Annotated in this window: 20 protein-coding genes and 1 other RNA gene; 9 read left to right on the forward strand and 12 right to left on the reverse strand. The window is 64.9% G+C overall.

The window, feature by feature from the left end:
- Positions 1–11: 11 nt before the first annotated feature.
- The 6 genes from AC0L3U_RS27305 to AC0L3U_RS27330 all read right to left on the reverse strand — a co-directional run bounded on the left by AC0L3U_RS27305 (position 12) and on the right by AC0L3U_RS27330 (position 5,008).
- Entirely contained in the window at positions 12–431 is a 420-nt protein-coding gene (locus tag AC0L3U_RS27305) for an HIT domain-containing protein (protein ID WP_473293174.1), read from the reverse strand.
- Between the two features lie 255 nt (positions 432–686).
- On the reverse strand, positions 687–1,814 hold the full coding sequence (locus AC0L3U_RS27310; protein WP_473363901.1) for a muconate cycloisomerase family protein: 1,128 nt from the start codon (positions 1,812–1,814) through the stop codon (positions 687–689).
- Positions 1,811–2,566, reverse strand: coding sequence for an SDR family NAD(P)-dependent oxidoreductase (locus AC0L3U_RS27315; protein WP_473363920.1), 756 nt, complete (start codon positions 2,564–2,566; stop codon positions 1,811–1,813). The genes AC0L3U_RS27310 and AC0L3U_RS27315 overlap by 4 nt, the downstream gene beginning before the upstream one ends.
- On the reverse strand, positions 2,566–3,363 hold the full coding sequence (locus AC0L3U_RS27320) for an amino acid ABC transporter ATP-binding protein (protein WP_473363902.1): 798 nt from the start codon (positions 3,361–3,363) through the stop codon (positions 2,566–2,568). Before AC0L3U_RS27320 ends, AC0L3U_RS27315 begins: the two co-directional genes overlap by 1 nt.
- Positions 3,360–4,022: an amino acid ABC transporter permease gene (locus AC0L3U_RS27325; RefSeq protein ID WP_247285426.1), complete on the reverse strand. Its 663-nt coding sequence runs from the start codon at positions 4,020–4,022 to the stop codon at positions 3,360–3,362. The genes AC0L3U_RS27320 and AC0L3U_RS27325 overlap by 4 nt, the downstream gene beginning before the upstream one ends.
- Positions 4,023–4,162: 140 nt before the next feature.
- Positions 4,163–5,008: a transporter substrate-binding domain-containing protein gene (locus AC0L3U_RS27330; protein ID WP_473345537.1), complete on the reverse strand. Its 846-nt coding sequence runs from the start codon at positions 5,006–5,008 to the stop codon at positions 4,163–4,165.
- 193 nt (positions 5,009–5,201) lie between these two features.
- Here AC0L3U_RS27330 and ffs point away from each other — a divergent pair.
- The 5 genes from ffs (at position 5,202) to AC0L3U_RS27355 (ending at position 8,712) form a co-directional block, all read left to right on the forward strand.
- An RNA gene (ffs, locus tag AC0L3U_RS27335) (signal recognition particle sRNA small type) lies at positions 5,202–5,298 on the forward strand.
- A 94-nt stretch (positions 5,299–5,392) separates the two neighbouring features.
- The gene (locus tag AC0L3U_RS27340; protein ID WP_473363903.1) at positions 5,393–7,210 is read left to right on the forward strand and encodes a DNA polymerase III subunit gamma/tau; all 1,818 of its coding nucleotides are present in this window, start codon (positions 5,393–5,395) and stop codon (positions 7,208–7,210) included.
- Positions 7,211–7,314: 104 nt separating this feature from the next.
- Positions 7,315–7,644, forward strand: coding sequence for a YbaB/EbfC family nucleoid-associated protein (locus tag AC0L3U_RS27345; RefSeq protein ID WP_007597704.1), 330 nt, complete (start codon positions 7,315–7,317; stop codon positions 7,642–7,644).
- Position 7,645: 1 nt separating this feature from the next.
- On the forward strand, positions 7,646–8,248 hold the full coding sequence (recR, locus tag AC0L3U_RS27350; RefSeq protein WP_473363904.1) for a recombination mediator RecR: 603 nt from the start codon (positions 7,646–7,648) through the stop codon (positions 8,246–8,248).
- A gap of 26 nt (positions 8,249–8,274) precedes the next feature.
- Positions 8,275–8,712, forward strand: a complete 438-nt coding sequence (locus AC0L3U_RS27355; RefSeq protein ID WP_473363905.1) for a hypothetical protein — start codon at positions 8,275–8,277, stop codon at positions 8,710–8,712.
- A gap of 157 nt (positions 8,713–8,869) precedes the next feature.
- Here AC0L3U_RS27355 and AC0L3U_RS27360 read toward each other — a convergent pair whose 3' ends face one another.
- Both AC0L3U_RS27360 and AC0L3U_RS27365 read right to left on the reverse strand, forming a co-directional pair.
- Positions 8,870–10,234, reverse strand: a complete 1,365-nt coding sequence (locus AC0L3U_RS27360; RefSeq protein ID WP_473363906.1) for an AmpG family muropeptide MFS transporter — start codon at positions 10,232–10,234, stop codon at positions 8,870–8,872.
- Between the two features lie 180 nt (positions 10,235–10,414).
- Positions 10,415–11,614, reverse strand: a complete 1,200-nt coding sequence (locus AC0L3U_RS27365) for a DNA recombination protein RmuC (protein WP_247285430.1) — start codon at positions 11,612–11,614, stop codon at positions 10,415–10,417.
- A 171-nt stretch (positions 11,615–11,785) separates the two neighbouring features.
- Between AC0L3U_RS27365 and def the strand changes: the two genes are divergently transcribed.
- The 4 genes from def (at position 11,786) to AC0L3U_RS27385 (ending at position 14,464) form a co-directional block, all read left to right on the forward strand.
- Complete coding sequence (gene def, locus AC0L3U_RS27370; protein WP_007604684.1) at positions 11,786–12,310, forward strand: peptide deformylase; 525 nt, start codon at positions 11,786–11,788, stop codon at positions 12,308–12,310.
- A gap of 134 nt (positions 12,311–12,444) precedes the next feature.
- Positions 12,445–13,368 carry a methionyl-tRNA formyltransferase gene (fmt, locus tag AC0L3U_RS27375; protein WP_473363907.1) on the forward strand — a complete coding sequence of 308 codons (924 nt, stop codon included), beginning with the start codon at positions 12,445–12,447 and terminating at the stop codon, positions 13,366–13,368.
- Complete coding sequence (gene truA, locus AC0L3U_RS27380) at positions 13,368–14,105, forward strand: tRNA pseudouridine(38-40) synthase TruA (RefSeq protein ID WP_473363908.1); 738 nt, start codon at positions 13,368–13,370, stop codon at positions 14,103–14,105. The genes fmt and truA overlap by 1 nt, the downstream gene beginning before the upstream one ends.
- A 23-nt stretch (positions 14,106–14,128) precedes the next feature.
- Entirely contained in the window at positions 14,129–14,464 is a 336-nt protein-coding gene (locus AC0L3U_RS27385; protein ID WP_473363909.1) for a GIY-YIG nuclease family protein, read from the forward strand.
- Positions 14,465–14,614: 150 nt separating this feature from the next.
- Here the strand turns inward: AC0L3U_RS27385 and dapE are convergent, their stop codons facing one another.
- From dapE to AC0L3U_RS27405, 4 genes are all read right to left on the reverse strand, one after another.
- Positions 14,615–15,781 (reverse strand): succinyl-diaminopimelate desuccinylase, encoded by a 1,167-nt coding sequence (gene dapE, locus AC0L3U_RS27390; protein ID WP_473363910.1) that lies wholly within the window; start codon positions 15,779–15,781, stop codon positions 14,615–14,617.
- On the reverse strand, positions 15,778–16,431 hold the full coding sequence (locus AC0L3U_RS27395) for a DUF805 domain-containing protein (protein ID WP_473363921.1): 654 nt from the start codon (positions 16,429–16,431) through the stop codon (positions 15,778–15,780). Before AC0L3U_RS27395 ends, dapE begins: the two co-directional genes overlap by 4 nt.
- A gap of 256 nt (positions 16,432–16,687) precedes the next feature.
- A complete protein-coding gene (dapD, locus tag AC0L3U_RS27400) occupies positions 16,688–17,533 on the reverse strand; it encodes a 2,3,4,5-tetrahydropyridine-2,6-dicarboxylate N-succinyltransferase (RefSeq protein ID WP_247407202.1) in 846 nt (281 codons plus the stop codon).
- Positions 17,534–17,727: 194 nt separating this feature from the next.
- The gene (locus AC0L3U_RS27405; RefSeq protein WP_473363911.1) at positions 17,728–18,417 is read right to left on the reverse strand and encodes a pyrimidine 5'-nucleotidase; all 690 of its coding nucleotides are present in this window, start codon (positions 18,415–18,417) and stop codon (positions 17,728–17,730) included.
- Positions 18,418–18,555 lie beyond the last annotated feature (138 nt).

The following is an 18,555-nucleotide window of genomic DNA, read 5'->3' on the forward strand; positions in this document are numbered from 1 at the left end:
GTCTTGTTCTTTCAACCCAACCAGATCTTGCGGCGAAGCGCGCTGATGAAACTCTGCACCTCGGTAGCGTCGTGCGCCAAGGGCTGCATCACGCCCCAGACCGGCCGCGGCCAGGCGGCATCACTGGTGCGGCGCGCGATGACGTGGACGTGAAGCTGCGGCACGAGGTTGCCGAGTGCCGCGATGTTGAGCTTGTCGCATCCGGTGATCTCCTTCAGCGCGCGCGAGACGCGGGAGATCTCCGTCATCAACTGCGCCTGCTGCACCTCGTCGAGATCGATGATCTCGACCGCATCCGCGCGCCGCGGCACCAGCAGCAGCCAGGGATAATGCGCGTCCTTGATGACCAAGACCTTGGACAGCGGCAAATCGCCGATGTCGATGGTGTCCTCTTTCAGGCGGGAGTGCAGCGACCAGGCGGGTTCGGACATATGGAGTTTCCAGATCGCCCGACGGGATCGGGCGCGATTGGCCGGACCATACGATACGGAGTTGGCGAGGGGAAGGATAGGAGCCCGCAGGGGCAGCATGCAGCGTTGTCGTCCCGGCGAAGGCCGGGACCCATACCGCGAGGTCTATCGATTGCGGTTGATGCTAATCCCGAACGACCAAATCTTCGCAAAACATCTCCCTGCGGTTATGGGTCCCGGCCTTCGCCGGGACGACAGCGAATGCGTGGTGACGTCTTACCCCTCCGCCAGCACCCGCGCATTGGCGCGAACCGAGGCTTCGCTAACGCGGATGCCGAGACCGGGGCCGTCGGGCACCACGACGTGGCCGCCGCGGTTGGCGACGCGCTCTTCCAGCACGTCCTCGGTTAGCACGTGATGCGGCATGTAGAATTCGCAGCCGAGCGAGATTCCCGGCGTCGCCGCGATCAGCTGCGTGCCGGCGGCGAGCCCGATGCCGCCCTCCCACAGCGTGCCGCCATAGCCGGGCAGGCCGGCGGTGTCGGCGATCGCCATGATCGCCTGCGCCTCGAACAGGCCGCCGGCCTTCATCAGCTTGATCGAGACGGCATCTGCCGCCTCGCGGCGCACCACCTCCATCATGTCGCGGCGGTCGAAGCAGCTTTCGTCCGCGAGCACCGGCGTTTCCAGCGCCGCGGTGAGCTGCGCCATCACGTCGAGATATTTGCGCGGTACCGGCTGTTCGATGAAGGTCGGCGCAAACTGCTCGACGTCGCGCAGGATCTTGATGGCGCCGAATGGCGCTAAGGCCTGGTTGTAATCGACGCGAAGATTGACCTTGTCGCCGAACTCGTTGCGGATCGCCGCGAGATGATCGAGATCCTCGCGATGCGATTTCACGCCGGTCTTGACCTTGTAGATGACATTGCCGTCCGGAACCATTTTCCGCATGCGTTCGAGATCGGCGGCGAAATCCGGATCGGCGATCGAGAACGACAGCGGGATCGTGTCGCGCACGCGGCCGCCGAGCAGGTCGGCGACCGAAAGTCCCGACGATTTGCCGACGATGTCGAGCAGCGCCATTTCGATCGCGACCTTGGCTTCGGCATGTCCGACCAGCGCGCGATCGAGCTCGGCCATCAGCGCGCGGATGCGGCGCACCGACTTGCCCATCACGATCGGCCGCAAATAGATGTCGAGCGCGGAGAAGGCCGCTTCCGGCGTTCCCGTGAACACTTCCCACGGTGCGGCCTCGCCCCAGCCGATCACGCCGTCGCTCGAAGTGAGCTCGATCAGCACGCGCTTCACCGTGCCCTTGACGTTGCCGACACCCTGGAGGCGCGCCATCTTGATCGGGCTCTCGATCAGGAACAGCCTGATGCGTTCGACGGTCGCTTCGGTCATGTCAGGCCCCCATTGACGTGCCAGACCTGGCCGGTGACGTAGGATGCTTTCGGGGAGGCCAGGAAGGCGATGATCTCGGCGACTTCCTCCGGCCGCCCGCGACGGCCCATCGGGATCAGCGCCTCGGTCGCGGCGATCTGCTCGGGTGACAGCCGGCTTTCGCTGGGCTTGTCTTTGACGATGAGGCCCGGCGCGACGGCGTTGACGGTGATGCCCTCCTTGGCGAGCTCGACTGCGGTGAGCCGGACCAGCGCTTCGAGCGCGGAACGGCTCGCGGCCGTCGCTGCGAAGGGCGCGAACTCCGGCCGGATCGCGTGCGCAACGAACGACGACACCGCCACGATCCGCGCATCTCGTCCCGCACGCAGCTGCGGAAGAGCAAGCTTGACGAAACGTGTGAAGGCGAGGGCCGATTCGTCCATCGCCTGCAGGAATTGATCCGCAGGCGTGCCGATCGCACTGCCGCGCCGGGCGTGACCTCCGACCAGGATCAATCCGTCAAGCCGGCCAAAATCGAGATGGGCGGTCGCGCAAGCAAGCGTCAGGGCCACTTCATTGGCTAGATCGCCGAGGCATGTCGCAACAGCCGCGCCGCTTGCTTTGGCTTCCGCCGCGGTCGCCTTGAGTCCGTCCTCGTTCGATCGGGTATGCAGCACGAGCCCAACGCCGGGCGCCGCGAGCAGTTTTGCGGTGGCGCGGCCGATGCCGCTGGCGGCGCCGGTGACGAGATAGACGCGATTGATGTCGGACATCATGATGCCGTTGTGGCCGGCGGCAATGCGCCGGTGCGGTGAAAATGGCTGAGGAAGGCGCGCGTCGCCGCTGCCTGCGGATGATCGATGACCTGCCGCGCCGGGCCTTCCTCGACCACGACGCCGTCGCGCATGAAGATGAGGCGATCGGCAACCTCGCGGGCGAAGGCGATCTCATGGGTCACGATCACCATGGTCATGCCCTCCGACGCCAGCTGCTGGATCACGGCGAGCACCTCGCCGACAAGCTCGGGATCAAGCGCGGAGGTGGCCTCGTCGAACAGCATCACGTCCGGCTCCATCGCGAGCGCCCGCGCAATCGCGACGCGCTGCTTCTGTCCGCCGGAGAGCGTTGCCGGATATTGATCGGCCTTCTCTGCAAGGCCCACCTTGGCGAGCTGCGCGCGCGCCAGCTTCTCGGCGTCGGCCCTGGCCATGCGCCGCACCGTGACTGGTCCCTCCATCACGTTCTGGAGCGTCGTCATGTGCGGGAACAGATTAAAATGCTGGAACACCATGCCGGTGGTGGCGCGGAATCTTGCCAGCGTCTTCACGTCCGGCAGCTTTGTGCTTTCTCCAAAAGCAAAGCGCGTCTCTCCGACGCGGACGCTGCCGCCGTCGGGCGTCACCAGGAGGTTGATGCAGCGGAGCAGCGTCGACTTGCCGGACCCGGATGGGCCGATCAGCGCCACGACACCACCCTTGGCGACGTCGAGGCTGATGCTCTTCAAGACCTCGTTGCTGCCAAAGCTTTTGCGCAGCGCCCGGATCTCGATCTTGGAAGAGGTGTCGCTCATTCGCCGACCGCCAGTCGTTTCTCGCCGCGCCGGACCATGATGGTCAGGGGAATCAGGATCGCCGCATAGGCGACCGCGACTGCGGTGTAGGTTTCCAGCGGACGGTAGCTGTCATGGGCGGCGACCTGGCTCTGATAGACCAGATCAGGCACCGCCAGCACCGAGACCAGCGAGGTGTTCTTGAACTGGATGATCGACTGGTTCATCAGCGCCGGGATCATGCGCTTGATCGCCTGCGGCAGCACGATGCGCCGCATGCTCTGGCCCGGCGTCATGCCGAGCGCGGCGCCGGCTTCGGACTGGCCGCGATCGATCGAGATGATGCCGCCACGGATGATCTCCGAATAGAACGAGCCGCCATACAGCGAGAGCGCCAGCGCCGAGGCCGTGATCGGCGTCATCTCGACACCCGCCAGGATCGGCAGCGCGTAATAGAACCAGATCAGCTGCACCAGGATCGGCGTGCAGCGGAACGCCTCGATGAAGGTGAGCGCGATCAGGCGCACCGCACGAAAGCGCGACAGGGTGCCGAACGCGCCGAACAGACCGAAGACGAGGCCGAGCACGACGATGACCACGGTAAAGCCAACGGTAACGCCGAGCCCGTTGAGAAAGAGCCAGCGATAGCTCCAGAGGATGCCGAAGTCCCACTGATACATGCGTGCTTAACTCATACCCGAAACTTGTCGTCATGCCCGGGCTTGTCCCGGGCATCCACGTTCTTGGTGGCGCGGGTCAGACGTGGATGGCCGGGACAAGCCCGGCCATGACGTGCGGAGACTCAGGCGCTCATCACACCTTACAACGAAACGCCCGGCGGAATGTCCGCTTCGGTCACGCCCACCAGCTCCATGTTGGTGATGATTGCGTTGCGGATGAAGCCGAGGCCCTTGTTGAAGTCGATCCAGGTGTTGACGTAGTCGCGCCAGGTCTTGTCGGTCTCGCGGCGGAAGCCGGCGTTCGACGTCGTGGCGAAGATCGGCGTCGGCAGCACGAACTGGCCGAGCGAAGGGTTTTTCTTCAGCACGGTCAGCGACAGCATCGTGATCAGGCACTGCGCATCGACGCGGCCGGTCTGCAGCGCGGCGGTGGCGTCGTCGGCGGTCTTCAGCCGCGAGATCTGCGCCTTCGGCGTCAGGCGGCTGACGACCTGGTCGTGCGAGGAGCCCTGGTCGACCGCGATCTTGACGTCCGGCGAATTCAGCTCGGCCCAGCTCTTCGGCTTGAAGTCCTTCTTGCAGAGGATGCCGAAGGCATTGTTGAAGACCGGCACCGAGAAGTCGACCACCAGCGCGCGCTTCGGGGTCGGGTTGAGGCCGAAGAAGATGTCGATCTTGTTGGACTGCAGGTCGAGCACCGAATTGCCCCAAGTGGTCTCGGTGATCTCGAGCTCGGCCTCCATGTCCTCGGCAAGCGCCTTGGCGATATCGACGTAAAATCCCTTCCACTGGCCGGTCGAAAGATCCTTCATGTAATAGGGTGCGCCGCCGCCGACCGCGCCGATCCGCATCTTCTTGGTGCGGCGGATGCGGGCGAAGGTCGATTCGTTGGTATCGGCGGTCTGCGCCACGGCCGGGGAGGCCAGCGTCGCCGCAGCCATCGCGCCAAGTCCGACAATCGATGCAACATCACGACGTGTAACCATTGGGATCAATCGCTTTTCTGTTGGAAGGAGTTCCGGCAGCGTTCTTACCAAGGCGCCTCCGGCAGTGAAAGCACAGCCTATCGGCTGTGCAGAGCGGGAATTGCCCGGATGCTGGGCAAGCCACTACGAAGCCCAGCCCGTTCAAGCCGATACCCGCTTGCTTTCCGGGCCTTTTGGCCCCAAATAGGGACCGGGAGATTGGCGGTGGACGAGCCACTCGCCAACCGGGTCAGGTCCGGAAGGAAGCAGCCCTAACGAGGTCCGGATCGGGTCGCTCGTCAGTCTCCTACCTGTTTTTCCGAGCGAATTGCGCCGGCGGCTCGGGCCGCCAGCGCGCTCCTTTCCGCAAAGCCGGCCGAAAGACACTTCATTGCGGATCGACCGATGACCGACGCTGGCGCCCCTCCCAACCCTGATAGCGCCGGCCAGGCCAGCACGCCCTACCGGGTGCTGGCGCGGAAATACCGTCCCTCCAGCTTCGACGATCTGATCGGCCAGGAAGCCGTCGTCCGCACCGTCTCCAATGCATTCGAGACCGGCCGCATTCCGCAGGCGTGGATCCTCACCGGCGTCCGCGGCGTCGGCAAGACCACCACCGCGCGCATTCTTGCCCGTGCGCTCAACTACGAGATGCCGGATGGCTCGGTGAAGGGCCCGACGGTCCAGATGCCGACGCTCGGCGTGCATTGCCAGGCGATCATGGAAAGCCGGCACATGGACGTGCTGGAGATGGACGCGGCCTCGCATACCGGCGTCGACGACGTCCGTCAGATCAATGACAGCGTCCGCTACGCCCCGGCCAGCGCCCGCTACAAGGTCTACATCATCGACGAAGTCCACATGCTGTCGACGGCGGCGTTCAACGCCTTCCTGAAGACGCTGGAGGAACCGCCGGAGCACGCCAAATTCGTGTTCGCCACCACGGAGATCCGCAAGGTTCCCGTGACTGTGCTGTCGCGCTGCCAGCGTTTTGACCTGCGCCGCGTCGAGGCCGACGTGCTGATGAAGCATCTCGCCAACATCGCCGCCAAGGAAAACGTCGAGATCGAGCCTGAAGCGCTCGGCATCATCGCGCGGGCCGCGGAAGGCTCGGTGCGGGATTCGCTCTCGCTGCTCGATCAGGCCATCGCCCATGCGGCGGGCACCGTGAAGGCCGATGCCGTCAGGCAGATGCTGGGGCTTGCCGACCGCACCCGTGTCATCGATCTTTTCGATTCTCTGGCGCGTGGCGACATCGCGTCCGCATTCAAGGAGTTCCGTGACCAGTACGACGTCGGCGCCGATCCGATCGTGGTGCTCTCGGATCTCGCCGAGTTCGTCAATTTCGTCACCCGCGTGAAGATCGTGCCGGCGACCGCCGACAACGTCGCCTATGGCGAGACCGAGCGCGTGCGCGCGCGGGATTTCGCCTCGAAGATATCGATGCGCGTGCTGTCGCGGATGTGGCAGATGCTGCTCAAGGGCATCACCGAGGTGCAGGCCGCGACGCGGCCCGCCGCAGCCGCCGAGATGGTGCTGGTGCGCATCGCCTATGTCGCCGACCTGCCGACGCCGGACGAAGCGATCAAGATGCTGGAGCAGAACGGCGGGGGTTCGCCGGTCGTGAGCGGCGGCAGTGCCGCGCGCAACGCGCCGGCGGGACCGGTGGCGTCCGCAGCTCCGGTTCGCATGCCGACATCGTCGCCGTCCTCGTTCGGCGGCGGTGGTGCCCGTCCGCAGATGGCAACGCCCGCGCCGGATCCGCAAGCTGCCGCGCCCGTGTTGCGTGTCACGAGCTTCACCCAGCTCGTTGCGCTCGCCGGGCAGAAGCGCGACCTCCTGACCAAGGGGGCGCTCGAAGGCGACATGCGCCTCGTTCGTTTCGAGGAGGGCCGGTTGGAAGTCGCGCTCGAGCCCAACGCCTCCAAGACCATGATTTCCGATCTCGCGCGCAAATTCGAGCTCTGGACCGGGCGCCGCTGGACCGTGATCGTCTCCAACGAGCCGGGCCAGCCGACGCTGCGCTCGGTGAGCCAGGCGGCCAAGCAGGAACATGCGCGCACCGCCGAGGCCGATCCGCGCGTGCGCGAGGTGCTGTCGCGTTTTCCGGGTGCGAAGGTCGTCGAGGTCCGCAGGCTTGCCCCCGAGGCGCCGGAATCCGATATTAACGCCGACTATGGCAGTGACGATCCGCCCGACGGTTCCGACGGCGACGATCTCTAGAGCATGATCCGGAAAAGCGTGAAGCGCTTTTCCGATTGGATCATGCTCAAAACAACTAGCGAAGGCGCGATGATGATTGATCGCGCCAACCAAGGACAGCACCGATGGTCGATATTTTCGGCATGATGAAGCAGGCGCAGCAGCTGCAATCCAAGATGCAGGAGATGCAGGACCAGCTCGCCAACGTCGAGGTCGAGGGCATCTCCGGCGGCGGTCTCGTCGCCGTGCGCATGACCGCGAAGATGGACGTCAAGGGCGTCAAGATCGATCCTTCGCTGATGAAGGCGGAAGAGCGCGAGGTGCTCGAGGATCTGCTCGTCACCGCGTTCGGCGAGGCCCGCCGCAAGGCGGAAGCCGCCATGCAGGAGAAGATGCAGTCGCTCACCGGCGGGCTCGGCCTGCCGCCGGGGCTGTCGGGGCTGTTCGGCCAGTAATATGGGCGCTGTTGCGGGTCCTGAGATCGAGCGGCTGGTCCAGCTTCTCGCGCGGCTGCCGGGCCTCGGCCCGCGCTCGGCGCGGCGCGCGGCGCTGCATCTGATCAAGAAGCGCGAAGCGCTGATGATGCCGCTGTCCTCGGCCATGCAGGTCGCGCTCGAGAAGGTCCAGGTCTGCAAGACCTGCGGCAACATCGACACGCAAAGTCCCTGCACGGTCTGCACCGATCCGAAGCGCGATCCCTCGATCATCGTCGTCGTCGCCGACGTTGCCGATCTCTGGGCGCTGGAGCGGGCCAATGCCACCCAAGGGCGCTATCACGTGCTGGGCGCGACATTGTCGCCGCTCGACGGCGTCGGCCCGCAGGACCTCACCATCGAGGCGCTGGTCGCGCGCGCGCATGAGGCGCAGGTGCATGAGGTCATCCTGGCGCTGAATGCCACCGTCGACGGCCAGACCACGGCACACTACATCACCGACCTGCTTCAGGACGCCAACGTAAAAGTAACCCGGCTCGCCCATGGTGTGCCGGTCGGCGGCGAGCTTGATTATCTCGATGAAGGTACGCTATCGGCCGCGATGCGGCAGCGCACCCTGTTCTAGCCATCCAGACTTACGGAACGGACGACATGACGAAACTTTTCGCCACACGATGGGCTTTGGTCGCGACGCTGACGATGCTGGCAACGCCGGCGATCTCCGCGCAGCAGGACGACGGGGCTCCGCCGCCGTCGAAGCCCGGCAAGCCGATCAATGCCGGCGAGGTGCTCTCGGGCGAGCTGAACACGATGAAAGTGCGCGACGTCAAGAACGTCGGCAAGCGGGTTGCGACCTACCAGATCACCTCCGAGCCGCGCCGGCTGCCGCCGCCGAACGGACTGTGCAATCTCGAGACCGGCCCCGAAACCTTCCAGCTCGTTCCCAGCGGCGACGCGCAGGCCGCACAGTTGAAGACGTTCGCCGGCAAGGAGATCTCGGTCAAGGTCGACGAAGTCGCCTGCGCCAGCGACCCCGGCCAGATGAGCGAGGCCGTGATCACGAAGTGGAGTTTGATCAAGAAGCAATAGGGGAGCTCTGCTATCTGCGTCGTCATTGCGAGGAGCACTTGCGACGAAGCAATCCAGACCGTCTCCGCGGCGGCAGTCTGGATTGCTTCGCTTCCGCCTTCGCTCTTCGAGCTACGGCGGACAAGTCGCTCGTAATGACGAAGGTGAGAGAGCCGGTCTAAACCCTCACCGGCCCCAGCGCATCAAAATGCCCGCGCTTCTGCAGCCAGGCCAGCAGCACCAGGCTCGGGATCGCCACCAGCATGCAGATCACGAAGAACAGCGGCCAGCCGGTGGTATCAGCCACGAAGCCGGCGCCTGACGAGAGATAGGTCCGCCCCACCGCGGCAAGCGCGGTGAGCAGCGCATATTGCGTCGCCGTGTGCAGCGGGTTCTGGCAGAGCGCCGAAAGATAGGCGACGAAGATCACCGTGCCGATCGCGCTTGTGAAGTTCTCACAGGTGATGGCGAAGGCGAGCGCCCATTGGCTGGTGCCGACAAAGGCCAGCCAGGAGAAGGAGAGATTCGCAAGCGCCTGCACCACGCCGCCGATCCAGAGGCTGGTCGCAAGCGAATAGCGCCGTGCGACGAAGCCGCCGGCAAAGCCGCCGATCAGCGTCGCAGCAAGGCCCACGCCCTTCACGATCGCGGCATAGTCGTTGCGGGAGAAGCCGAGGTCGATCACGAACGGTGCGGTCATCGTGCCGGAGAAGGCGTCGGTGAACTTGAACAGCACGACGAAGGCGAGCGCGGCGAGCGCGTCCTTGCGCGTCAGGAATTCCGAGAAGGCGCCGACCGCCGCGTGCAGCACGCGCGCGAACGCGGTCTGCGTCTGCGTCGCGGCTTCCGCCCGCAATGACTGCTCGGGCTCGGTCGCGACCAGCGCCGTGATCGTCCCGATCAGCACCATCGCCGCCATCACCACATAACCCCACATCCAGGCGGACGTGCGGGTGATGCCGGTGCTCTCGAAGCCCGACACGATGAACAGCGCGCCGGCGGTCGAGACCAGCATGCCGATGCGATAGGCCGCGACATAGGACGCCATGCCGGCGGCCTGCTCGCTTTCCGGCAGGCTCTCGACGCGGAAGGCGTCGACCACGATGTCCTGCGTCGACGAGGCCGTCGCCACCAGCAATGCGCCGAGCGCGACGTAGAACGGCGAGCGCGCGGGATCGGTCAGCGCCAGCAGCAGGATGGCTGCGATCAGCAGCAATTGCGAGAACAGCAGCCAGCCGCGCCGCCGCCCGAACGCGCGCGTGAACAGCGGCACATGCATCGCATCCACCAGCGGCGCCCACAGGAATTTCAGCGTGTAGGGCGTGCCGACCAGCGCAAACAGCCCGATGGTCTTGAGATCGACGCCTGATTCCCGCATCCACACCAGCAGCGTCGAGCCCGACAACGCCAGCGGCAGCCCGGACGAGAAGCCGAGGAACAGCACGATCAGCACCCGCGGCTGCAGGTAAACGGCAAGGCTGTCACGCCAGGAAGTGGGGGCCGTGCCGGGGCCGGCAGGTGAGGTCGCGTCGGGTGCGGTCATGGCAGGGTGTTAGCAGATTCTGGCAGCGCTGCCTCTTCTCCCTCTCCCCGTTCTTACGGGGAGAGGGTCGGGGTGAGGGGCCTCTCTCCACAAATGAGATGGTTGTGAGACCTGTACCCCCTCACCCGGATCGCAAGGGCGATCCGACCTCTCCCCGCAAGCGGGGCGAGGTAAGGAAAGTCACTCCCCCGCCTGGAGCTTCCGCGGGAACAGCTCGGCAGCGCCGGTCGCGACCAGATGCGGCGCTTCCGGCGCATCGCTCTTGCTGAAATCGAGCTCTTCGATACGCCCGGCGCGTTTCTCGATCTTGTCGGCGGAGATCAGCACCTGCCGCACGTCTTCGTTCGCGTCGGCAAAGTGCTTCTGCAATTTCAGCACGCGGTCGCGCAGGCGGCCGAGGTCGTCGCCGAGCTTGATCACCTCGGTGCGGATCTGGTCGGCGGCGTCGCGCATGCGCGCGTCCTTCATGATCTGCTGCATCACCTGGATCGCCAGCATCAGCAGCGACGGCGACACCAGCACGACCCGGGCGCGATACGCCTTCTGGATCACGTCGTCGAAACCGTCGTGGATTTCGGCGTAGACCGATTCCGACGGCACGAACATCAGCGCCATGTCCTGGGTCTCGCCGGCGACGAGATATTTCTCGGCGATGTCGCTGACATGCTTCATGACGTCGCCGCGCAGCCGCTGCGTGGCGATGCGCTTTTCCTCGTCGGTGCGCGCGTCATGCAGCGCGGTCATCGCTTCCAGCGGAAATTTCGCGTCAATGCAGAGCGGCCGCTGGTCGGGCAGGAACACGACGCAGTCCGGCCGCTTGCCGGTCGAGAGCGTGAACTGGAACTCGTAGGCGCCCTTCGGCAGACCGTCCTGGACGATCGCCTCCATCCGCGCCTGACCGAAGGCGCCGCGCGACTGTTTGTTGGCGAGCACGTCGCGCAGGGTCGTGACCTGTGTGGTGAGGTCGGTGAGGTTCTTGTGCGCGCTGTCGATGATGCCGAGCCGCTCGTGCAGCGCGTGCAGGCTCTCCATGGTGTTGCGGGTCGAGTGCTCCATGGACTGGCCGACGCGGTGGGTCACCGAATCCAGCCGCTCGTTGACCGCGCGCGCCATGTCGGCCTGGCGGCCGGCCAGCGTCTGGGTCATGGCGTCGACCCGGCCCGAAGCCTCGCTCTGGGCATGCAGCATCTGGCTGATGCGCTCCTCGAGCTCGTCGGCGCGGATGGCGTTGGCCATCGCGAGTTCCGCGCCGCGCCGCCCGGAGCGCGCGATCACGACGGCGATCACCACCATCAGGATGAGGACCAGGGCGCCGAAGCCGATCAGCGCGTCCACGGTGCGCACCGGCCAGTCGCCGAGCATGAAAATGATCTCGTTCATGCTCCTGCTTCTAGCCGATTCGCTCGGCGGCACGAACGAATAGCGAACATTTAGTGTAAATGCCCCGTTAATTTTTATGGTTAACGAAAGGCGAAGTTTTATGGTTAGCGGAGGGTTAACGGGGTTCCCGGCCGGATTGACCGCATCGAACGCGCGGCTTAAATCGCGGCCATGGCCCTCAGAGAAATCATCATCCTGCCCGACAAGCAGCTGCGTCTGGTCTCCAAGCCGATCGAGAAGGTCACGCCGGAGATCCGCAAGCTTGCCGACGACATGTTCGAGACCATGTACGACGCGCCCGGCATCGGGCTCGCGGCGATCCAGATCGCGCAGCCGTTGCGGCTGATCACCATGGACCTCGCCAAGCCCGACCAGGACGGCGAGACCAAGCCCGAGCCGCGCGTCTTCATCAACCCGGAAATCATCGCCTCCTCCGAGGACCTGTCGGTCTACGAGGAAGGCTGCCTGTCGATCCCCGAATATTACGAGGAGGTCGAGCGCCCTGCCAAGGTGCGGGTGCGCTACATGGATCTGGACGGCAAGGTGCACGAGGAGGACGCGGAAGGCCTCTACGCCACCTGCATCCAGCACGAGATCGACCATCTCAACGGCGTGCTGTTCGTCGACTATCTGTCAAAGCTCAAGCGCGACCGCGTGCTGAAGAAATTCGAGAAAGCCGCCAAGCGCGCGGAGTGAGTAGGGTTCTCTCTCGTCGTCATGGCCGGGCTTGACCCGGCCATCCACGCCTTGCTTGCTTTGTCGCCAAGACCGTGGATGCCCGGGACAAGCCCGGGCATGACGGAGAAACCATCCTTACCGAGCGCCGCCACATGCCCCTCCGCCTGATCTTCATGGGCACGCCCGATTTCTCCGTGCCGACGCTGCTCGAGCTCGTCGCGCACGGCCACGAGATCGTGGCCGTGTATACGCGCGCGCCCAAGCCCGGCGGCCGGCGCGGCCTGCAATTGCAGCCGACACCGGTGGAAGAGGCCGCGCGAAAGCTTGGCGTGCCGGTGCTGACGCCGAAGACGTTGAAAACGCCGGAGGCGCTGGAAGAATTTCGCGCCTTCGACGCCGATGCCGCCGTCGTCGTCGCCTATGGCATGATCCTGCCGCAGGCGATCCTCGATGCGCCAAAGCTTGGCTGCTACAATCTGCACGCCTCGCTGCTGCCACGCTGGCGCGGTGCTGCTCCCATCAACCGCGCGATCATGGCCGGCGATGCCGAGAGCGGCGTGATGGTGATGAAGATGGATGTCGGGTTGGACACCGGCGACGTCGCCATGGCGGAACGGCTCGCGATCACGGACAATATGACCGCGCTCGATCTGCACGATCGTCTGTCCCGGCTCGGTGCCGATCTGATGGTGCGCGCCATGGCCGCGCTCGCCCGCGGCGGGCTTCAGCTCAAGCAGCAGAGTGAGGACGGCGTCACCTATGCCGCCAAGATCGACAAGGCCGAAGCGCGGATCGACTGGACCAGGCCCGCGCGCGAGGTGCTGCGCCATATCCACGGCCTGTCGCCGTTTCCCGGCGCCTGGGCCGAGCTTGAGAATGCGCGGGTAAAAATCCTGCGCTGCGAGCTGGCGAAAGGCGCGGGCGCACCCGGCGAGGTGCTCGACGATCACCTCACCATCGCCTGCGGCGAGGGCGCAATCCGCCTGATCGAGCTCCAGCGCGAAGGCAAGGCGCGCATGCAGGCCGCGGACTTCCTGCGCGGCGTGCCGCTCAAGCCGCCGATGCGGCTGGCCTGATGCCCCGCTACAAGCTCATCATCGAATATGACGGCGCGCCGTTCTTCGGCTGGCAGGTGCAGGAGACGCTGCCCTCGGTGCAGGGCGCGCTGGAGGCTGCCGTCAAGGCGATGACCGGCGCGGATGCACGCGTGCACGGCGCCGGGCGCACCGATGCCGGCGTGCATGCGCGTGGCCAGGTCGCGCATGTCGATATCGACAAGCAGTTTCCGCAGGGTCGTTTTCGCGACGGCTTGAACGCGCATTTGCGCCCGCATCCGATCGCCGTGCTCGAGGCGGACATCGTGCCTGATAGTTTCGAGGCACGCTTCTCGGCCGTGAAGCGCCACTACCGCTACCGTATCGTCAACACCCGCGCCAATCTCGCGCTCGATGTCGGCCACGCCTGGCGCGTGCCGCGCCGGCTCGATGCCGATGCGATGCATGCGGCGGCACAGCGCCTGCTCGGCAAGCACGATTTCACCACGTTTCGCGATACCGAGTGCCAGGCCAAATCGCCGGAGAAGACGCTCGATCAGCTCGATGTCGTGCGCGACGGGCGCGAGATCAATATTCTCACCTCGGCGCGCTCGTTCCTGCACAGCCAGGTGCGCTCGATGGTGGGATCGCTGATGTGGGTCGGCGAAGGCCGCTGGACCGCCGACGATCTCTCCGCAGCGCTCGCCGCGCGCAACCGCGCCGCCTGCGGCATCGTCGCCCCGCCGGACGGGCTGTATCTGATGCAGGTGGATTATTAGAGTGTGATGCCGCCACAGGCGTCATGGCCGGGCTTGTCCCGGCCATCCACGTGCGTCAACATGCGACCATGCATGGGGGATGGGTGTACATCCTGGCGAGCGCGGCCAACGGCATTTTGTATGTCGGTGTGACGAATGACATTATTCGTCGCGTGTACGAGCATCGAAATGGACTCGTGCCAGGCTTCACCAAGAAGTACGGCGTCAAACTGCTAGTCTATTTCGAGCGCTATGAGGACATCCAAACCGCAATCCAGCGCGAGCACAACATCAAGCATTGGTCGCGGACGTGGAAGGTGAGGCTAATCCTGAAGGAGAATCCCGAATGGAAGGACCTTTACGATACGATTGTCGAGTAAGGCGGGCCTGAGCTCCCGCCACTGCCGTCATGGCCGGGCTTGTCCCGGCCATCCACGAACTTTGTTTCGCGGTCGCAAAGAACGTGGATGCCCGGGACAAGCCCGGGCATGACGGCGGAGTGATTGGCGGCAGCGAGATAGCCTCACAGCCTACCCGAAATACCTCGCCAGAATCCCGCGATACACCTTCGTCAGCTGCTCCAGATCCTGAACCGGCACGCGTTCGTCGACCTGATGCATGGTCTGGCCGACCAGGCCGAATTCGATCACCGGGCAATAGCTCGAGATGAAGCGCGCGTCCGAGGTGCCGCCTGAGGTCGATAGCTCCGGCTTGCGGCCCGTCACCTCCTCGATCGCGGACACCGCAAGTTCGGTGAACGGGCCGGGCTTGGTCACGAACACGTTCGAGTTCGAGGGCTCCCAGACGATGCGGGCGCGGATGCGGTTGCCGCAGGCTTTGGTCAGCCGCGTCTCGACCAGCTCGCGCAGGCTCGCCTGGGTGTGATTGTCGTTGTAGCGGATGTTGAATTTTGCGCGGGCTTGTCCTGGGATGACGTTATTGGCCGTATTGCCGACGTCGACCGAGGTGAATTCGAGATTGGAGGCCTGGAACTGCGCGCTGCCATGGTCGAGCGGCTCGTCGGAGATCGCCACGATCAGCCGCGCGATATCAGGCACCGGATTGGCGGCGCGGTGCGGATAGGCGACGTGGCCCTGCACGCCATCGACGTAGAGCGTGCCGGATTGCGAGCCGCGGCGGCCGACCTTGATGGTGTCGCCGAGCGTCTCGACATTGGAGGGCTCGCCCAGCACGCAATGGTCGAATTTCTCGCCGCGCTCCGCCGCCCATTTCAACAGCTTGATCGTGCCGTTGATAGAGACGTCTTCCTCGTCACCGGTGATCAGAAAGGAGATCGAGCCCTGTCCGTCCGCGCGCGGCTTCCCGTCGTTCGCGGCAAGATGCTCCAGCACCGCGGCGACCGAGCAGGCGATGCCGCCCTTCATGTCGACCGCGCCGCGGCCATGTAGAAAGCCGTCCCGGACCTCGCCCGAGAACGCGCCGACGCTCCAGGCGCTCTCGTCGCCCGGCGGCACCACGTCGGTGTGGCCGGCAAAGGTGATGTGCGGCCCGTCAGTGCCGATCCGCGCATAGAGATTGTCGACGTCGGCGGTACCGGGCTCGCTGAAGGTCACGCGGTGGCATGTGAAGCCTGCCGCATTGAGGGCTTTTTCAAGCACGCCCAGCGCACCGGCATCTTCAGGGGTTACCGAGGGGCAGCGGATGAGATCGCGGGCAATCGAGAGAGCATCGGTCATACGCCCCGCTTAACATGCATGCCGCCGGGTGGGCTAGCACTGGGCGGGACAAATTCGATCTCGCTCTGCTGGTCCCAGCTTTTCGCCGCAAGCGGGGCGGATGCGGAGCCATCCTCAACTTCGGCCAACGGATCGGGGCCGAACTGGTTGTCGCCCGAGGTGCCGGGCACAACGAACATTTCGACGAGGCCCCAAAACCACGGAATGTGCATGGCCCAGGCGAGGGCAACAACCCAGTTTGATTCGGTCGGCAGCAGGTCCGAGAACTGGTCGAACAACGCGGGCACGACGAAAAACGGAACCAGCCACCAGCCACTCCGGTCGCGATCGTGCAGCCGCTTGGTCGCGGTTGCGAGGTAGATCCACAGGAACAGCGAAGTGCCGAGCACCTTGAGGATGAGGGTCGCGCGATCGGCCGTTGCCAGCTGACGGTAGGCCCTGGGATCGACCACGTTGAAGATGTCGTCGACGCCGAAATCGAAGTCGACCTTGAAGTTGAAGGCGAAAGTTGCGGCCCCGTTCTGCACCTTGATGGCCTGGTCGATCATCCCGAGCATGCAAACCAGCAGCATCACGATCAGCAGCGCCTGCCATAGCAAGGCGCGATTGATGCGGCCATCGAAGCGGAACAGATACCAGGTCCAGTCCATGCCAAAGGCTCCGGGCGGGAGAGGTCGCCCGGATGTTGGTCGAGATTGGGGGAGGGTGGGTTCGATGAGGAGCCGCAAGGGGCTTCTTTCACCTCGCCCCGCTTGCGGGGAGAGGTCGGATCGCCCTTGCGATCCGGGTGAGGGGGTACAGGTCTCGCGGACATCTCGTCCGTGGAGAGAGGCCCCTCACCCCAACCCTCTCAGCGCGAGCGAAGCTCGTCGCGGCCCCGTAAGAACGGGGAGAGGGAGAAGAGTCTTAGTCCCGCAGCAGCTCGTTGATGCTGGTCTTGGAGCGCGTGCGCTCGTCGACACGCTTGACGATGACGGCGCAGGCGGTGCTCGGGCCGATCTGGCCGTTCTTCATGGGCTTGCCGGGCAGTGCGCCGGGAACGACGACCGAATATTCCGGCACTTCGCCGATGAAAATCTCGCCGGTGTCGCGGTCGACGATCTTGGTCGACGCACCCAGGAACACGCCCATGGACAGCACCGCGCCCTTGCGCACGATCACGCCTTCGGCGACCTCAGAGCGCGCGCCGATGAAGCAATCGTCCTCGATGATGACAGGCTCGGCCTGCAGCGGCTCGAGCACGCCGCCGATGCCGACGCCGCCGGAGATGTGCACGCGCTTGCCGATCTGCGCGCAGGAGCCAACGGTCGACCAGGTGTCGATCATGGTGGATTCATCGACATAGGCGCCGAGATTGACGAAGGACGGCATCAGCACGACGTTGCGGGCGATGAAGGCCGAGCGGCGCACGATGGAGCCGGGGACGGCGCGGAAACCGGCGTCGCGAAAGCGGTTCTCACCCCAGCCGTCGAACTTCGAGGGCACCTTGTCCCACCAGGCCGCCTTGCCGGGGCCGCCGGGAATGGCGCCCATGTCGTTGAGGCGGAACGAGAGCAGCACCGCCTTCTTCAGCCACTGATTGACCTTCCACTTGCCGTCGGCCCCGCGCTCGGCAACGCGGGCCTCGCCCTTGTCCAAAATCTCCAGCGCGTGATCCACGGCGTCGCGGACCTCGCCCCTGGTCGAGGTCGAGACGCCGTCGCGCGCGTCGAAGGCGCCGTTGATGGTGGATTCGAGGGCGGACAGGGACATCGGGATTTCCTCAGAGGCGGGCGGGAATTTGCGGTGATTTGGAGCGCTTTTTCGGGATTTGGGGGGACGGAGTCAAGCTTGGTTCGGTGTCATCACCCGCGAAGACCGTAGCCTGGAAGGAGCGAAGCGCATTCCGGGGCGGTCTCACCGCAACAAAGCCCCGGATTTTGCTCGCGCTCCATCCGGGCTACCGTTCAATGCAACAGCCTGCCCAAAAACCCCGCCAGATCATCGGTGACGTGGTCGACATGGGCGGCGTCACGGCCCGCCAGCTCCCAGTCCTCGCGCACGACCTCTTTCGTCCCGTCCGGTATCACCAGCACGGTGGTCATGCCGAGCTCGTGCGGGACGGTGAGGTTGCGGGCGAGGTCCTCGAACATCGCGGCGCGGGTCGGATCGACCGAATGGTCGGCGAGAAACTTGCGGTAGGTCTGCGGCGCCGGCTTCGGCTCGAAGTCGGCGGCGATGATGTCGAACACGCCGTCGAAATGCCCAGCAAAGCCGAGCCGCGCCAGCACCGCATCGACATGATCGACCGAACCGTTGGTCAGGATCAGCTTTCGTCCCGGCAGTTCTGCAATGGCCTCGCCCAGCGCCGGGTTCGGCTCCAGCGGCGAGTGATCGATCTTGTGGACGTAGGCGAGATAGTCGTCGGCGCGGACGCCATGCAGGGTCATCATGCCGCGCATGGTGGTGCCGAAGCGCTGGTAATAATCCTTCTGGATCTTGCGCGCTTCCACCGGTGTCAGGTTCAGCCAGTTGCAAACGAACTCGGTAATCCGCGCATCGACCTGTTGCCACAGATTGACGTGGTGCGGATAGAGCGTGTTGTCGAGGTCGAACACCCAAGTGTCGATATGGGCAAAGGCGCGGGGTGAGGTCATTTTCACTCTCTATCCGTTGACCGCGGTGGCAGCCCCACCCTCAATCGTCGTCCTGGCGAAGGCCAGGAGGTGGATTCACACTCGAAGTGCAACAGTTGAGAGGAGAAGGCCTCTGCCGGGGTTCTGAAGTCAAGGCAT

This window comes from Bradyrhizobium sp. Kon69 (assembly GCF_055807515.1).

Excerpts from the sequence above, each read along its gene's own strand:
- AC0L3U_RS27325 (WP_247285426.1), bottom strand. The coding sequence starts at position 4,022 with ATGTATCAGTGGGACTTCGGCATCCTCTGGAGCTATCGCTGGCTCTTT.
- AC0L3U_RS27310 (WP_473363901.1), bottom strand. The coding sequence starts at position 1,814 with ATGACCGAAGCGACCGTCGAACGCATCAGGCTGTTCCTGATCGAGAGC.
- truA (WP_473363908.1), top strand. The coding sequence starts at position 13,368 with ATGCCCCGCTACAAGCTCATCATCGAATATGACGGCGCGCCGTTCTTC.
- AC0L3U_RS27360 (WP_473363906.1), bottom strand. The coding sequence starts at position 10,234 with ATGACCGCACCCGACGCGACCTCACCTGCCGGCCCCGGCACGGCCCCC.
- fmt (WP_473363907.1), top strand. The coding sequence starts at position 12,445 with ATGCCCCTCCGCCTGATCTTCATGGGCACGCCCGATTTCTCCGTGCCG.
- AC0L3U_RS27365 (WP_247285430.1), bottom strand. The coding sequence starts at position 11,614 with ATGAACGAGATCATTTTCATGCTCGGCGACTGGCCGGTGCGCACCGTG.
- AC0L3U_RS27340 (WP_473363903.1), top strand. The coding sequence starts at position 5,393 with ATGACCGACGCTGGCGCCCCTCCCAACCCTGATAGCGCCGGCCAGGCC.
- AC0L3U_RS27345 (WP_007597704.1), top strand. The coding sequence starts at position 7,315 with ATGGTCGATATTTTCGGCATGATGAAGCAGGCGCAGCAGCTGCAATCC.
- def (WP_007604684.1), top strand. The coding sequence starts at position 11,786 with ATGGCCCTCAGAGAAATCATCATCCTGCCCGACAAGCAGCTGCGTCTG.
- AC0L3U_RS27395 (WP_473363921.1), bottom strand. The coding sequence starts at position 16,431 with ATGGACTGGACCTGGTATCTGTTCCGCTTCGATGGCCGCATCAATCGC.
- dapD (WP_247407202.1), bottom strand. The coding sequence starts at position 17,533 with ATGTCCCTGTCCGCCCTCGAATCCACCATCAACGGCGCCTTCGACGCG.
- AC0L3U_RS27355 (WP_473363905.1), top strand. The coding sequence starts at position 8,275 with ATGACGAAACTTTTCGCCACACGATGGGCTTTGGTCGCGACGCTGACG.
- AC0L3U_RS27405 (WP_473363911.1), bottom strand. The coding sequence starts at position 18,417 with ATGACCTCACCCCGCGCCTTTGCCCATATCGACACTTGGGTGTTCGAC.
- AC0L3U_RS27320 (WP_473363902.1), bottom strand. The coding sequence starts at position 3,363 with ATGAGCGACACCTCTTCCAAGATCGAGATCCGGGCGCTGCGCAAAAGC.
- AC0L3U_RS27305 (WP_473293174.1), bottom strand. The coding sequence starts at position 431 with ATGTCCGAACCCGCCTGGTCGCTGCACTCCCGCCTGAAAGAGGACACC.
- dapE (WP_473363910.1), bottom strand. The coding sequence starts at position 15,781 with ATGACCGATGCTCTCTCGATTGCCCGCGATCTCATCCGCTGCCCCTCG.
- AC0L3U_RS27330 (WP_473345537.1), bottom strand. The coding sequence starts at position 5,008 with ATGGTTACACGTCGTGATGTTGCATCGATTGTCGGACTTGGCGCGATG.
- AC0L3U_RS27385 (WP_473363909.1), top strand. The coding sequence starts at position 14,129 with ATGGCCGGGCTTGTCCCGGCCATCCACGTGCGTCAACATGCGACCATG.
- recR (WP_473363904.1), top strand. The coding sequence starts at position 7,646 with ATGGGCGCTGTTGCGGGTCCTGAGATCGAGCGGCTGGTCCAGCTTCTC.
- AC0L3U_RS27315 (WP_473363920.1), bottom strand. The coding sequence starts at position 2,566 with ATGTCCGACATCAATCGCGTCTATCTCGTCACCGGCGCCGCCAGCGGC.